13 protein-coding genes are annotated in these 14,147 nt (G+C 67.3%); 10 read left to right on the forward strand and 3 right to left on the reverse strand.

What is annotated here, in order from left to right:
- Window positions 1–79: 79 nt before the first annotated feature.
- The gene (locus ACTT2I_RS14775) at window positions 80–964 is read right to left on the reverse strand and encodes a LysR family transcriptional regulator (RefSeq protein ID WP_088432389.1); all 885 of its coding nucleotides are present in this window, start codon (window positions 962–964) and stop codon (window positions 80–82) included.
- Between the two features lie 106 nt (window positions 965–1,070).
- On the opposite strand from ACTT2I_RS14775, the gene ACTT2I_RS14780 reads away from it, so the two are divergent.
- Window positions 1,071–2,129 carry an NAD(P)-dependent alcohol dehydrogenase gene (locus ACTT2I_RS14780; protein ID WP_088432388.1) on the forward strand — a complete coding sequence of 353 codons (1,059 nt, stop codon included), beginning with the start codon at window positions 1,071–1,073 and terminating at the stop codon, window positions 2,127–2,129.
- 69 nt (window positions 2,130–2,198) lie between these two features.
- On the opposite strand, the gene ACTT2I_RS14785 is transcribed toward ACTT2I_RS14780, so the two are convergent.
- A complete protein-coding gene (locus ACTT2I_RS14785; protein WP_421098999.1) occupies window positions 2,199–3,563 on the reverse strand; it encodes a glutamate--cysteine ligase in 1,365 nt (454 codons plus the stop codon).
- A 207-nt stretch (window positions 3,564–3,770) separates the two neighbouring features.
- Here ACTT2I_RS14785 and ACTT2I_RS14790 point away from each other — a divergent pair, with 207 nt between their 5' ends.
- From ACTT2I_RS14790 to ACTT2I_RS14800, 3 genes are all read left to right on the forward strand, one after another.
- Entirely contained in the window at window positions 3,771–4,469 is a 699-nt protein-coding gene (locus tag ACTT2I_RS14790) for a VIT1/CCC1 transporter family protein (protein WP_421098998.1), read from the forward strand.
- Window positions 4,470–4,472: 3 nt separating this feature from the next.
- Window positions 4,473–5,306, forward strand: coding sequence for a helix-turn-helix transcriptional regulator (locus tag ACTT2I_RS14795; protein ID WP_421098997.1), 834 nt, complete (start codon window positions 4,473–4,475; stop codon window positions 5,304–5,306).
- A gap of 96 nt (window positions 5,307–5,402) precedes the next feature.
- Window positions 5,403–6,380, forward strand: a complete 978-nt coding sequence (locus tag ACTT2I_RS14800) for an MBL fold metallo-hydrolase (protein ID WP_421098996.1) — start codon at window positions 5,403–5,405, stop codon at window positions 6,378–6,380.
- Window positions 6,381–6,429: 49 nt separating this feature from the next.
- On the opposite strand, the gene yihA is transcribed toward ACTT2I_RS14800, so the two are convergent.
- Window positions 6,430–7,053: a ribosome biogenesis GTP-binding protein YihA/YsxC gene (gene yihA, locus ACTT2I_RS14805; RefSeq protein WP_293981956.1), complete on the reverse strand. Its 624-nt coding sequence runs from the start codon at window positions 7,051–7,053 to the stop codon at window positions 6,430–6,432.
- Window positions 7,054–7,208: 155 nt separating this feature from the next.
- Between yihA and ACTT2I_RS14810 the strand changes: the two genes are divergently transcribed.
- From ACTT2I_RS14810 to betB, 6 genes are all read left to right on the forward strand, one after another.
- Window positions 7,209–8,009 carry a c-type cytochrome gene (locus ACTT2I_RS14810; RefSeq protein ID WP_088432382.1) on the forward strand — a complete coding sequence of 267 codons (801 nt, stop codon included), beginning with the start codon at window positions 7,209–7,211 and terminating at the stop codon, window positions 8,007–8,009.
- A 129-nt stretch (window positions 8,010–8,138) separates the two neighbouring features.
- Complete coding sequence (locus ACTT2I_RS14815) at window positions 8,139–8,783, forward strand: thiol:disulfide interchange protein DsbA/DsbL (RefSeq protein WP_421098995.1); 645 nt, start codon at window positions 8,139–8,141, stop codon at window positions 8,781–8,783.
- A 122-nt stretch (window positions 8,784–8,905) separates the two neighbouring features.
- Window positions 8,906–9,733 carry a thiol:disulfide interchange protein DsbA/DsbL gene (locus tag ACTT2I_RS14820; protein ID WP_421098994.1) on the forward strand — a complete coding sequence of 276 codons (828 nt, stop codon included), beginning with the start codon at window positions 8,906–8,908 and terminating at the stop codon, window positions 9,731–9,733.
- Between the two features lie 50 nt (window positions 9,734–9,783).
- A complete protein-coding gene (locus ACTT2I_RS14825) occupies window positions 9,784–10,521 on the forward strand; it encodes an endonuclease/exonuclease/phosphatase family protein (RefSeq protein WP_172407473.1) in 738 nt (245 codons plus the stop codon).
- 122 nt (window positions 10,522–10,643) lie between these two features.
- Window positions 10,644–12,623, forward strand: coding sequence for a choline BCCT transporter BetT (gene betT / locus ACTT2I_RS14830; protein ID WP_088432378.1), 1,980 nt, complete (start codon window positions 10,644–10,646; stop codon window positions 12,621–12,623).
- A 36-nt stretch (window positions 12,624–12,659) separates the two neighbouring features.
- Window positions 12,660–14,132: a betaine-aldehyde dehydrogenase gene (gene betB, locus ACTT2I_RS14835; protein WP_421098993.1), complete on the forward strand. Its 1,473-nt coding sequence runs from the start codon at window positions 12,660–12,662 to the stop codon at window positions 14,130–14,132.
- The last annotated feature ends 15 nt before the right edge of the window (window positions 14,133–14,147 follow it).

The following is a 14,147-nucleotide window of genomic DNA, read 5'->3' on the forward strand; positions in this document are numbered from 1 at the left end:
GGCCAGCGAGACCTCCGCTCGCAGGAATCAGCCTACCCAACCCGGCGGCGTGCCGCCAGTGCAGGCGCTTTCCAGCGAATTACCCCCGCAACAGATCAATGAACGCCCGCAGCGCCGAGGACATCTGCCGCTGCCGCGGGTAATACACCGCAAAGCCCGCGAACGGCTCGCTCCAGTCCTCCAGCACCGCGACCAACCGGCCGTCGTCCAGATACGGGCGCGCGGAATCTTCCAGCACGTAGGCCAGCCCCAACCCGTCGACCACCGCCTGCAGGATCGTGTTCTGATCACCCAACGTGAGGCGCCCGGGCACGTCGATCTCCAGCGCCTGGCCATCGCGTTCGAACTGCCACTTGTAAAGATGGCCGCTGGCGAAGCGGAAGCGTACGCACTCATGCTGGATCAGATCGCGCGGATGCTGCGGTATCTCGCGCCCCTCCAGATACGACGGTGCCCCCACGATCAACCCACGCAGTGCGGGCCCCAGCGGCACCGCAACCATGTCTTCGGGTACCGATTCGTGCAGGCGCACACCGGCGTCGTAGCCACCGGCCACGATATCGACCAGACCGTCGTCCTGGGCCAGTTCCAGGCGCACATCCGGGTGGGCCAGCAGGAACTTCGCCAGGCGCGGGCCCAGCTGGGTCTGGACGGCGGCGCGGGTGGCGTTGATCCGCAGCAGGCCGGCGGGCGCGGCACGGAAGTGATTCATCTCTTCCAGCGCGTCATGCACCTGCCCCAGCGCGGGCTGCAGCCGTTCCAACAGGCGCTGGCCGGCTTCGGTAAGGGCGACGCTACGGGTGGTGCGGTGGAACAACCCCACGCCCAGGCGCTCTTCGAGTGCGCGGATCGCATAGCTGACCGCCGAGGTGGACAGCGCTAGCTCCGCACCGGCCTTGCGGAAGCTGCGGTGGCGGGCCACGGCGGCGAAGGCGGCCAGATGGGTCAGGTTGTCAGTCGCCATGATTATCCCGTTTCACTTGATGAATCATGCCGATATCCTGACTTTTTGTGCACGGGATCGGGGCGTATTGTAAAGCGCCTTTCTACAAACCTGCCAAGGATTCCCCATGTCCCTCGCCCATGGTTATGCGGTGCACGACCAGACCGCGCCGCTGGTGCCGTTCTCTTTCGAACGCCGCCCGGCTGGTCCCGATGACGTGCGCATCGAGATTCTCTTCAGTGGCATCTGCCACTCCGATCTGCACCAGGCCCGCGACGACTGGGGTGGCTCCAAGTTCCCGATGGTGCCCGGCCACGAGATCATCGGCCGCGTGACCGAGGTCGGTGCCAACGTCACCCGCTTCAAGATCGGCGATTTCGCCGGCGTCGGCTGCATGGTCGATTCCTGCCGCCACTGCGCGGCCTGCGATGAAGATCTGGAGCAGTACTGCGAGAAGGGCGCGACCTTCACCTACAACAGCACCGAGCGCGAGAGCGGCCAGCCGACCTTCGGCGGCTACTCCGACCACATCGTGGTCGAGCAGCGCTTCGTGGTGAAAGTGTCCGACACGCTGGACCTCAAGGCCGCCGCGCCGCTGCTGTGCGCCGGCATCACCACCTACTCGCCGCTGCGCCATTGGAAGGTCGGCCCCGGCCAGAAGGTCGGCGTCATCGGCCTGGGCGGGCTGGGCCACATGGGCGTGAAGTTCGCCAAGGCGATGGGCGCCACCGTGGTGATGATCACCACCACCCCGGAGAAGGGCGCCGATGCCAAGCGTCTGGGCGCCGATGAAGTGCTGGTCTCGCGCGACCCGGCGCAGATGAAGGCGCATGCCGGCAGCTTCGATTTCCTGCTCAACACCATTCCGGTCAGCCACGACACCAACCCGTACATGTCCCTGCTCAAGCGCGATGCGACGATGTGCCTGGTCGGCGTGTTGACCGAGCTGGAGCCGCCGTTGATGGGCGCTGCGATGATGTTCGGACGCAAGCACATCACCGGCTCGGCGATCGGCGGCATGGCCGAAACGCAGGAGATGATGGACTTCTGTGCCGAGCACAACATCGTCAGCGATGTGGAAGTGATCGATATCAAGACCGTCAACGAGGCTTGGGAGCGCATGGCCAGGAACGATGTGCGCTACCGCTTCGTGATCGACATGGGCACGCTGGAAAAGGCGGCCTGATTCCGGCGCAGCCACACATGAAAAACCCCGGCAATGCCGGGGTTTTTTTGTTGCCGATGCGTACGCGGATCAGTACGCGAATTCCTTGAACACCGGATCGATGTTGCCGTTCCATTCGCCGTGGAACAGCGCCAGTTTGCGGTCGGCCGGGGTCAACCCGGAATCGACGATCTCCTGCAGCACCTCCAGGAACTTGCTTTCGTCCTGACCGTCGGCGTTGCGCGCGGCGCGGCGCTTGAGGCCGGCCACGGCGATCTTCAGCGCCTCGCGCGACAGGTCCAGCACGGTGCCGTTGCGGAACGGCAGCTTCAGCCCATGGCGCGGCACGCCATCACGCAGGACATTGCGCTCGACCAGACTGAAATCACGCACCAGGTCCCACGCGGCATCCAGCGCGGCATCGTCGTACAGCAGGCCCACCCAGAACGCGGGCAGCGCGCACAGGCGGCTCCACGGACCGGCGTCGGCCCCGCGCATTTCCAGGTACTTCTTCAACCGCACCTCGGGGAAGGCGGTGGTCATGTGGTCCGACCAGTCGCGCAGCGTGGGCAGCTGGCCCGGCAGCACCGGCAGCTTGCCGACCATGAAATCGCGGAAGCTCTGGCCGCTGGCATCGTGGTACTTGCCATCACGGTAGGAGAAGTACATCGGCACATCGAGCAGGTAGTCCACGTAACGCTCGTAACCGAAGCCGTCCTCGAACACGAAGTCGAGCATGCCGGTGCGGTCGTTGTCGGTATCGGTCCAGATATGCGAGCGGTAGCTCTGGTAGCCGTTCGGCGCGCCTTCGGTGAACGGCGAATCGGCGAACAGCGCCGTGGCGATCGGCTGCAGCGCCAGCGACACCCGGAACTTCTTCACCATGTCCGCTTCGGTGGCGTAATCCAGGTTGACCTGCACCGTGCAGGTGCGGGTCATCATGTCCAGGCCGAGCGTGCCGACCTTGGGCATGTACTCGCGCATGATCTTGTAGCGGCCCTTGGGCATCCACGGCATTTCATCGCGGGTCCACTTCGGCTGGAAGCCCATGCCGAGGAAGCCCAGCTGCAGCTCGCCGGCCACCTGGGCCACCTCGTTGAGGTGGGTGCCGGTTTCCACGCAGGTCTGGTGGATGGTCTCCAACGCCGCGCCGGACAATTCCAGCTGGCCGGCCGGCTCCAGCGTCACCGAGGCGTTGTCGCGCAGCAGTGCGATGGTGCGGCCGTCTTCCTGCACCGGATCCCAGCCGAAGCGGGTCAGGCCGTTGAGCAGCGCTTCGATGCCGCGGTCGCCATCGAAGGTGGGCGGGCGCAGATCGTCCAGGCGGAAGCCGAACTTCTCATGCTCGGTGCCGATGCGCCACTGCGCCTTGGGCTTTTCCCCGGAGGCCAACGTGGCGACCAGTTCATTACGGTCGGTGATCGGCGTCTCGGCGACGTGGCTGGGGCTCGACAAGGGGAGGCTCGCAGAATTCTGGTCAGGGCGGGGATGTGGGGTTCACGCCCCCGCATCGCAAGGGCGCACTATATCGTGGCGTCCCCTGCCGTCGTGTCACCGTGACGGTTTTCAGCATCCTACTGGCATGGGCTTGACGCTGCGCCGCCCCCGCCGCGGCTGCGAGTCATTCCGCCGCTGGCGGTCGCGAGCCCCTAAACTGAGTCAATGAGTCGATCCCGACATCCGGAAGTCCATCGCTCCGACCGCGTCGGTTGGCTGCGCGCCGCCGTGCTTGGCGCCAATGACGGCATCGTCTCGGTGGCCGGCCTGGTGGTCGGCATCGCCGCCAGCGGCGCCTCCGCCTCGACCATCCTGGCCACCGGCATCGCCGGGACCGTGGCCGGCGCGATGTCGATGGCGGCAGGTGAATATGTCTCGGTGCAGTCCCAGGCCGACACCGAGCTGGCCGACCTGGCGGTGGAAAAGCGCGAACTGCACGACGACCCACACAGCGAACTGGAGGAGCTGGCGGCCATCTACCGGCACCGCGGGCTGACTCCCGAACTGGCGCATGAGGTCGCCACCCAGCTCACCGCGCACGACGCGCTCGGCGCGCATGCCCGCGATGAGCTGGGTATCACCGAGGAACTGCGCGCGCGCCCGATGCAGGCCGCGATGGCCTCGGCCGGCGCCTTCGTCAGTGGTGCGGCATTGCCGGTACTGACCGCCCTGCTTGCGCCACATGCGCTGGTCGGCCAGGCGACCACCGTGGTAACGCTGCTCGGGCTGTGCCTGACCGGCACCCTGGCCGCGCATGCCGGCGGCGCTTCGCGTCTGCGCGGCGCGTTGCGCGTCACCTTCTGGGGTGCGCTCGCGATGGCCGCCGCCGCGCTGGTCGGCCAACTGTTCAACGTGGCAGGCTGAGCGATGTCCACACCGATCGATACGACGACGTCCTTGCTGGCGACCATGGCCAGCCTGGCCGACTGCCAGCGCGCGGACGGCTACGCCTGCATCACCGCGCGCCGCGAGCATGGCGCCTCCTCGGTGGAGATCCCGCAGCCGCAGTTCGCGATCCTGCTGCAGGGGCGCAAGCAGGTGCGTACCGCGCAGCAGTCGCTGGAATTCGCACCCGGTGATCTGTTTCTGATCACGCGCCGCTGCCGCATCGATGTGGTGAACATCCCCGATCCGCACAGCGGGGTGTACCTCAGTGCGATCGTGCCGATGTGCGCCGAAGCGCTCACCGCTGCCCGGGCGCTGTGGAACGAGCCCTTGCCCGAAGCCGGTGATGCACTGGCACGGCTGCCACTGGCCGAGCATGGTGCGACCCTGCTGCAGTGGCGGCAGGCACTGGAACACGGCCACTACACCGAAGCACGCTTGGCCCTGGCATCGCTGGCCGTTGCGTTCTGCCGGCGCGGGCATGGCAGCCTGCTGATTCCACCCGAGCCCAGCGTGGGTGATCGCATCCGCGATCTGATCGCCGCCCAGCCCGAGCGCGATTGGCAGTCACGCGATTTCGAAGCGCAGCTCGGGCTCAGCGGTGCGACCCTGCGGCGCCGGTTGGCCAGCGAGCACTCCAGCGTGCGCGAGCTGATCACCGATGCGCGGCTGGCACATGCCATGAGCCTGCTCTACACCACCCGGCTGCCCTTGAAGACCGTGGCCGCGCGCGTGGGCTACCGCTCGCTGGGCAGCTTCAACAAGCGCTTCGCTGAACGGTACGGGTTGGAACCGGCGGCGATCGGCAACAGCTGAGCGCGAGCGGATCGCGCGGCATTCTGAGCGGAACGCAGCCGACCCGGCGCGCAGCATGGGGACACCGCGGCGCTGCCGCCCTGTCCGGAACCTGCCATGCCCTTCCCCCGCGTTCGCACGCTCGCCGCCGCCGTGTTGCTGGCCGTTGTCGCCAGCCCCGCCTGGGCCACCACCACGCATACCCCGCGCGAGCAGGTGCCCGGCGTGTATCACCAGACCATCGGCACGCTGCAGGTCACGGCGCTGTTCGACGGCACGGTCGCACTGGGCCGGCAGGAACTGGTCGGGATCGCCCCCGGCGCGGTCACCCGCCTGCTCGATCACCGCTATGTCCCCGAGGACGGCAAGGGCCTGCAGACCGCGGTCAATGCCTACCTGGTGCAGCAGGGCGATCACCTGACCCTGGTCGATACCGGCACCGCGCAGTGCTTCGGCCCCGGCCTGGGCCAAGTGCTGGGCAACCTGCGCAAGGCCGGCTACGACCCGGCCGAGGTGGATGATGTCGTGCTCACCCACGCTCACCCAGACCACCTGTGTGGCCTGCTGGATGCGCAGGAGAAGATCGCCTATCCGAATGCCACGGTGTGGCTGTCGGCCGCGGACGCGGCGTACTGGCTGGATCCGGCCAGCGAGGCAACCGCGCCGCAGGGGGTGCGTTTCGCTTTCGCCCTGGCGCGCAAGGCGGTGGCGCCCTATGAGGCAGGCGGACAGCTCAAGCGCTTCGCGCCCGGCGACACGTTGCCGACCGGCATCACCGCCTTGGACAGCCACGGCCATACGGTTGGCCATGTGTCTTACCGGATCGATGGCGGCAGCGGCCAGCAGTTGCTGGTATGGGGCGACATCGTGCATTTCCATGCGGTGCAGTTCGCCCAGCCGCAGGCGTCCTATGAAGCGGACAGCGACCGCACGGCCGCGATCGCCAGCCGGCGCCGGATGATGGCGCAGGCCGCGGATCAGGGCTGGTGGGTCGCAGGCGCACACCTGCCGTTCCCGGGGTTGGGACATGTGCGTCGCGACGGTGAGGCATTCGCCTGGGTGCCCGGCGAATTCGCACCGTTGCCGGCGAAGTAACGGGACACGTTCGCGCCGCGCGGCCCGTTGGACCGCGGCAGCGCCCGGATCAGACCGCTTCGGGCGCCGGCTTGTTCAGGCCCAGCCAGCCGCCGATGATGCCGCGGGCTTCATCCACGCCCTGGCGGGCGGGGCCGGAGAAGGTCTGCACGCTGACGGTGTCGCCGAACGAGGAATGCAGTTCCTTGCGCACCTTCTGCAGGGCGATGCCCTGCTGGCCACGGCCCAGCTTGTCGGCCTTGGTCAGCAGCGCATGCGCGGGCAGGCCGCGCTGCACCGCATAGGCCAGCATCTGGCGATCGTAGTCCTTCAGCGGGTGACGGATGTCCATCACCACCACCAGACCACGCAGGGCCTCGCGGGTACGGAAGTACTGGTCGATGAAGGCCTGCCAGTGCGCCTGCAGGTCCAGCGGGACCTTGGCGTAGCCGTAACCGGGCAGATCGACCAGCTTGGCCTCCGGGGTGACTTCGAAGAACACCAGCTGCTGGGTGCGGCCGGGGGTCTTGGAGACCCGGGCCAGGCTGTTCTGGCGGGTCAGGGCGTTGAGGGCACTGGACTTGCCGGCGTTGGAGCGACCGGCAAAGGCGACTTCCGCGCCCACGTCTTCCGGCAATTGCCGGGTGTTGTGGGCCGAAAGCAGGTATTGGGCGCGTTCGAGGAGCAATGACATGGGCATAGGATCGCATGTCCGGGGCCCCTCCGCGCTGTCTGTGCTCGGTTTTGCTGCACCCTGCGTTGACCGTGGCGTGAAACGGCGTTGATAATCGGGCGATCCCCGTGGTTGCGGTCCCGCAACCGCCAGGCCGGTCCACACGGAGCTTCCGCATGCGCCATGCTCGCGTTCTTGCCGTTTCCGCACTTGCTGTCTCGCTGCTCGCCGCCGTTGCCGTTGCCCAGACCTCGATCACCCCGTTGCCGGACAACGGGCCGATCAAGACCGCCTCGCTGGAGGTCGATTTCAGCAAAACCACCTGGGGCGATCCCAAGGCCGGGCAGACCAAGGCCGCGGCGTGCGCTGCCTGCCATTCGGCCGACGGCAACTCGACGGTGGAGATGTACCCGAGCATCGCCGGCCAGAGCGAGCGCTACAGCGCCCAGCAGATGGCCCTGATCGCCAATGGCCAGCGTACCTCCGGGGCCTCGGCGGCGATGGTGCCGTTCGTGCAGGACCTCACCCCGCAGGACATGCGCGACATCGGCGCCTACTTCGCCACACAGAAGGCCACCGCCGGCATCGCCGACGACGGCGCGGTGACCGAGGGCCCGTACGCCGGCAAAAAGTTCTACGAGATCGGCCAGCAGCTGTATCGCGGCGGCGATGCCGAGCGCGGCATCCCCGCCTGCATGGCCTGCCATGGGCCGACCGGTGCCGGCAACCCGGGCCCGGCTTACCCGCATATCAGTGGCCAGCACTCGGCCTATGTCGCACGGCGGCTGCAGGAGTACCAGGCCGGTACCACCCAGGAAACCGACAAGGCCCACTTCCAGATCATGGCCACGATCGCCAAGTCGCTGACCGAGCAGGAGATCCAGGCCCTGGCCAGCTACCTGCAGGGGCTGCACAACCGGGCCGATGACGTCGCTGCCGCGGCCACGCCGGTCGCCGGAGGCACGCAGGCACCGTAACGACCGCCCACGCCGCAGCGTATTCCCTTGGTCGGATGACGGATGCGGCCACCCCGGCCGGCGGGGTATGTTCACTGGCACGCCGGCGACTGGGCCGGCGTCGTTTTTTCTGTATGGAGATGGATGTAGATGACGTTGATGCCCCGCCTGATGTTGTTGCTGCTGGCCCTGAGCCCGTTGAGCACCCTCGCCGCCACCCCGACACCGCTGGTGGAGGGCAAGGATTACGAACGGATCGCCGACGCCGGTCCGTTCGCGCCGCTGGCCGGCAAGATCGAAGTCGTGGAGATGTTCGGCTACACCTGCCCGCACTGCGCGCACTTCGAACCGCAGCTGGAAGCCTGGGCCGCCAAGCTGCCCAAGGATGTCCGCTTCACCCCCGTGCCGGCCGCCTTCGGGGGCGTGTGGGACTCCTTCGCCCGCGCCTACTACGCTGCCGATCAGCTGGGCGTGGCCAAGCGCAGCCACCGCGCGATGTTCGATGCCCTGCATGAAAAGGGCTCGCTGCCGATGCAGAACATCTCGCCGGACGAACTGGCCGCGTTCTACCAGGGCTTCGGCGTGGCACCGGCCCAGTACGTCGCCGCGCTCAAGAGCGATGCGGTCGATGCCAAGGTCAAGGCGGCGCGCGCCTTCGCCCTGCGCACCAAGGTGCCCGGCACGCCGACGCTGATCGTCAATGGCGTGTACCTGGTCAAGGGCGACTCGTTCGAGTCCATGCTGCGCAACGCAGATGCCCTGATTGCCCGTGCGCGCAGCGGCAAGGCGCTCTGACAGCGCTCGCTGAACCATCACGCACCGTGCACGCGGGACGCTCGTTTCCGCGTGTCATCATGCTTCCCTGGCCGACGCTCCCAGCGTCGGCCCCAACATGCTCATCCGCTGGAGATGCTTCGATGAAGACCCGTTTCGCCATTACGCTCATGGCCCTGCTGCCGATCCTGGCTGCCTGCAAGGCCCAGGACGGTACCGCCAACACCACCGCCCCGGCCGAACCGGCCGCGCCGAGCAGCACCCCGTCCACCGAAACGGCCACCCCGACCGAACAGGCCCCGGCCGCCAGCGGTGAAACCGCCGCCGCCGAAACCGCGGCTGCCGAAGCCACCACCCCGGCGCCGGCCCCTGCCTCTTCGCGCCCGACCGGCCCGGAGCCGGTTGCCGGCACCGACTACGTGGTGATCGAGAACGGCCAGCCGTTCCAGCCGGCCACCGGCAAGATCGAAGTCGCCGAGATCTTCGGCTACGTGTGCCCGGCCTGCGCCGCGTTCCAGCCGCTGATCGGGCCGTGGAAGGCCGGTCTGCCGAGCGACGTCAATTTCGTCTACGTGCCGGCCATGTTCGGCGGTACCTGGGATGACTACGGCCGTGCGTTCTACGCCGCGCAGGCCATGGGCCTGCAGGAAAAGACCCACGAAGCCCTGTACTCCGCGATCCACGCCGAGCAGACCCTGAAGGGCGAGCGCGGCCGTGATTCGGTCGAGGACATCGCCAACTTCTACGGCAAGCACGGCGCCGACCCGAAGCAGTTCGCCGCGATGATGGGCAGCTTCGCCGTCAACGCCAAGACCAACTCGGCCAAGCAGTTCGCCCAGCGCAGCAAGATCAGCGGTACCCCGTCGGTGATCGTCAACGGCAAGTACCTGGTCAAGGGCAAGGGCTTCCCGGACATGCTGCGCATCGCCGATCACCTGATCGCGCGCGAACGCGCGGCCAAGGCCAACTGATCCTGGCATAGCGAACCGTCGTGACCTCCCCCCACACGCGGACCCTGCGCCTGCTGACGGCCAACATCCAGGCCGGTTCGAGCACCCGCCGTTACAGTGACTACGTGACCCGCAGCTGGTCGCACGCACTGCCGGCCGGGCGCAAACGCACCAGCCTGGATGCCATCGCGCAGATGGCCCGCGAACACGACATCGTCGGCCTGCAGGAGGCCGACCCCGGCAGCCTGCGCTCGGGCTTCACCAACCAGACCCACTATCTGGCCGAGCGCGCCGGCTTCAATTACTGGAGCCACCAGCCCAACCGCCGGATGGGCGGGGTGGCCTCCAGCGCCAACGGCCTGCTCAGCAAGCTCGAGCCGGTCGAAGTGCAGGATCACGCCCTGCCCGGCCGGATCGGCGGGCGCGGCGTGCTGCTGGCCAAGTTCGGTGAAGGCAGCCAGGGCCTGGCGGTGGCGGTGGCGCATCTGTCCTTGGGGACCAATTCGCGCATGTCGCAGTTGGCCTTTATTGCCGACCTGCTGTCCGACCACCCCAACGCCGTGCTGATGGGCGATTTCAACTGCCTGGCCGAGCGGCCGGAAATGCAGGTGCTGTACCAGAAGACGACACTGCAGCCGCCGGGCTGCGTGGTGCCGACCTTCCCCAGCTGGCGCCCGGACCGGGCGATCGACCACATTCTGCTCAGCAATGGGCTGCAGCAACGCAGTGCCGAGGCGGTGCCGGCCGCGTTCTCCGATCACCTCGCGCTGGCGATGTCGATTGACGTCCCCACCAGCGCGCTGCGCTGAGCCATGCCCCACCCGCCGCCCTTGCGCGGCGGGCATCGTGAGCATGTAAACAGGCTGTCCACAGCCGCTGTGCGATAAATCCCGCCGTCTGCCGCTCCGGCACCGGGAGTATCCCCCACCCCATGAGTACCGTGGAGCCGCCTCTGTCCGAGGTGCGCACGCTTCGACCCGTGTTCCTGCTTGCCGCCACGATCGTGGCGGCATTCGCCATTCTGGTCACCGCGTTTCCGATCGATGCCGGCGTGATGCTGCTCGATGCCCAGACCTGGGCCTCGCGCAATGTCGGCTGGTATTACCTGCTGGCGATGACCGTGTATCTGGTGTTCGTGGTCGGCGTGGCGCTGTCCGGCTATGGCAGCGTCAAGCTGGGCGCGGACCATGACGAACCGGAGTTCAGCTATCTGTCCTGGGCCGGCATGCTGTTCGCCGCCGGCATCAGCATCACCCTGTTCTTCTTCTGCGTCTCCGAGCCGCTCACCCATTACCTGCTGCCGCCGCAGGGCGGTACCGGCAGTGGCGAGGCCAGCGCGCGCCAGGCGATGCAGCTGCTGTTCCTGCACTGGGGCCTGCACGGCTGGGGCGTGTTCGCGCTGGCGGCGATGGCGCTGGCCTACTTCGCGTATCGCCACAACCTGCCGCTGGCACTGCGCTCGGCGCTGTATCCGCTGATCGGCAAGCGCATCAACGGGCCGATCGGCTACACCGTGGATGCGCTGGGGATCGTGGCCACCGTGTTCGGCCTCGGCGCGGACATGGGCTTTGGCGTGCTGCATCTCAACGCGGGCTTGAACACCCTGTTCCCGGTGCCGCATGCGGCCTGGGTGCAGGTCGGGCTGATCGTGCTGATGATGGGCGCGGCGATCACGGTGGCCGTCTCCGGCGTGGAGAAGGGCGTGCGCTGGATGTCCAACATCAACATGCTGCTGGCGATCTCGCTGCTGCTGTTCATGCTGTTCGCCGGCCCCACCCAGTACCTGCTCAATGCCTTCATCCAGAACATGGGCGACTACCTGGGCAACGTGGTCGGCAAGAGTTTCGACGTCTATGCCTACGGCGGGCGCCCGGACTGGCTGGGCAACTGGACGGTGTTCTACTGGGCCTGGTGGATCGGCTGGGCGCCGTTCGTGGGGCTGTTCATCGCGCGCATCTCGCGCGGCCGCACCATCCGCGAATTCGTGCTGGGCGTGCTGCTGATCCCGCTGGGTTTCACGCTGGCGTGGCTGTCGATCTTCGGCAACAGCGCGCTGGACCAGATCCTGCACCACGACCAGGTGCACCTGGCGCAGATGGCGGTGGAGAACCCACCGACCGTGCTGTACGCGCTGCTGGAAAGCTACCCCTGGAGCCGCACCGTCATTGCGGTCACGGTGATCGTCAGCTTCATCTTCTTCGTCACCTCGGCCGATTCGGGCACGGTGGTGCTGTCCACGCTGTCCTCGCAGGGCGGCAATCCGGAAGACGATGGCCCCCGCTGGCTGCGCGTGTTCTGGGGCGTGATGACCGGCCTGGTCACCGCTGGGCTGCTGCTGGCCGGCAGCATGGATGCACTCAAATCGGCCGTAGTGTTGGCGTCGCTGCCGTTCTCGGTGGTGCTGCTGCTGATGCTGTGGGGCCTGACCCGTGCGCTGGGCGAAGAATCGCAGCGCAAGAAGGCCTCGCAGTACTCGCCGATCCCGTTGATCGGGCAATCCCGGCATCAGCGTGGCTGGCGCCAGCGCATCACCCAGGCCGTGCATTTCCCGGCGCGCGATGAGGTGTACCGCTTCATGGACACCGACGTGAAGCCGGCGATCGAAGCAGTCGCCGCGCAGCTGCGCGAACAGGGCCTGGATGTGCAGACCAAATTCGAGCCCGGCCATATGGAACTGCTGGTGGACCATGGCGAACAACAGATATTCACCTACCAGGTAATCATGCGCGGCTACCTCACCCCTTCCTTCGCCGCGCAGCGCTTCCGCAACCAGCGTTACTACCGTGCCGAAGTCCACCTCTACGAAGGGGGACAGGACTACGAGCTGGTCGGCTACAGCCGCCAGCAGATCATCAACGACATCATCGACCAGTACGAGCGTCACCTGCAGTTCCTGCATCTCACGCGCTGACGCCCGCTGGTCTCCCGCTGCAAAGGAGTCATCGACATGCCCACCTTCCCCGACCAGCTGCTGTACATCGGCGGCCGCTACGTCCCCTCCCGGGGCGGCAAGACCTTCCAGGTCATCAACCCGGCCAACGGCGAGCTGCTCGCCAATGTCCACAGTGCCAACAGCGACGATCTCGACGCCGCCGTGGAGAGTGCGCAGGCCGGCCAGAAGGTGTGGGCCGCGCTGACCACCGTGGAGCGCTCGCGCATCCTGCTGCGTGCGGTGGAACTGCTGCGCGAGCGCAACGATGCGCTGGCCGAGCTGGAATCGCGCAACACCGGCAAGGCGCTGAGCGAAACACTGAGCGTGGACGTGGTCACCGGCGCGGACGTGCTGGAGTACTACGCCGGCGTCATGCACGGGCTGGAAGGCAGCCAGGTGCCGCTGCGCGAGAGCAGCTTCTTCTATACCCGCCAGGAACCGCTGGGCGTGGTCGGCGCGATCGGCGCCTGGAACTACCCGATCCAGATCGCGCTGTGGAAGGCCGCCCCCGCGCTGGCCGCGGGCAATGCGATGATTTTCAAGCCCAGCGAAGTCACCCCGCTGACCGCGCTGAAGCTGGCCGAAATCTTCACCGAAGCCGGCCTTCCCGATGGTGTGTTCAACGTGCTGCCCGGCGATGGCGCCGGTGTGGGCTCGGCGCTGACCGAGCACCCGCTGATCGAGAAGATCTCCTTCACCGGTGGCACCGCCACCGGCCGCAAGGTCATGGCCAGCGCCTCCAGCTCCACGCTCAAGGACGTGACCATGGAGCTGGGCGGCAAGTCGCCGTTGATCATCTGCGAGGACGCTGATCTGGATCTGGCCGCCGACGTGGCGATGATGGCCAACTTCTACAGCTCCGGGCAGGTGTGCACCAACGGCACCCGCGTGTTCGTGCCGCGCGGCAGGCTCGCCGCCTTCGAAGCCAAGCTGCTGGAGCGGGTCAAGCGCATCCGCATCGGCGACCCGCTGGCCAAGGACACCAACTTCGGCCCGCTGGTCAGCGCCGCGCACATGCAGCGTGTGCTCGAGCATATCGGCAGCGGCAAGGCCGAAGGCGCACGCCTGGTCTGCGGCGGCGAGCGCCTGACTGACGGCGCGCTGGGCAAGGGCTGCTATGTGGCACCGACCATCTTCAGCGACTGCCGCGATGACATGCGCATCGTGCGCGAGGAAATCTTCGGGCCGGTGATGAGCCTGCTCGCCTACGACGACGAAGACGAGGCGGTGCGCCGCGCCAACGATACCGATTACGGCCTGGCCGCCGGTGTGGTGACGCCGGACCTGGCGCGCGCGCATCGGGTGATCCATCAGTTGGAGGCCGGCATCTGCTGGGTCAACAGCTGGGGCGAATCGCCGGCGCAGATGCCGGTGGGCGGCTACAAGCAGTCCGGGGTCGGCCGCGAGAACGGGCTGGCCACGCTGCGCGCCTATACCCGTACCAAATCCATCCAGATCGAGCTGGACCGCTACGCGTCGGTGTTCTGAACCGGCCTTACCAGG

Source organism: Stenotrophomonas sp. PUT21 (genome assembly GCF_052232875.1).
GTDB lineage: Bacteria > Pseudomonadota > Gammaproteobacteria > Xanthomonadales > Xanthomonadaceae > Stenotrophomonas > Stenotrophomonas maltophilia_N.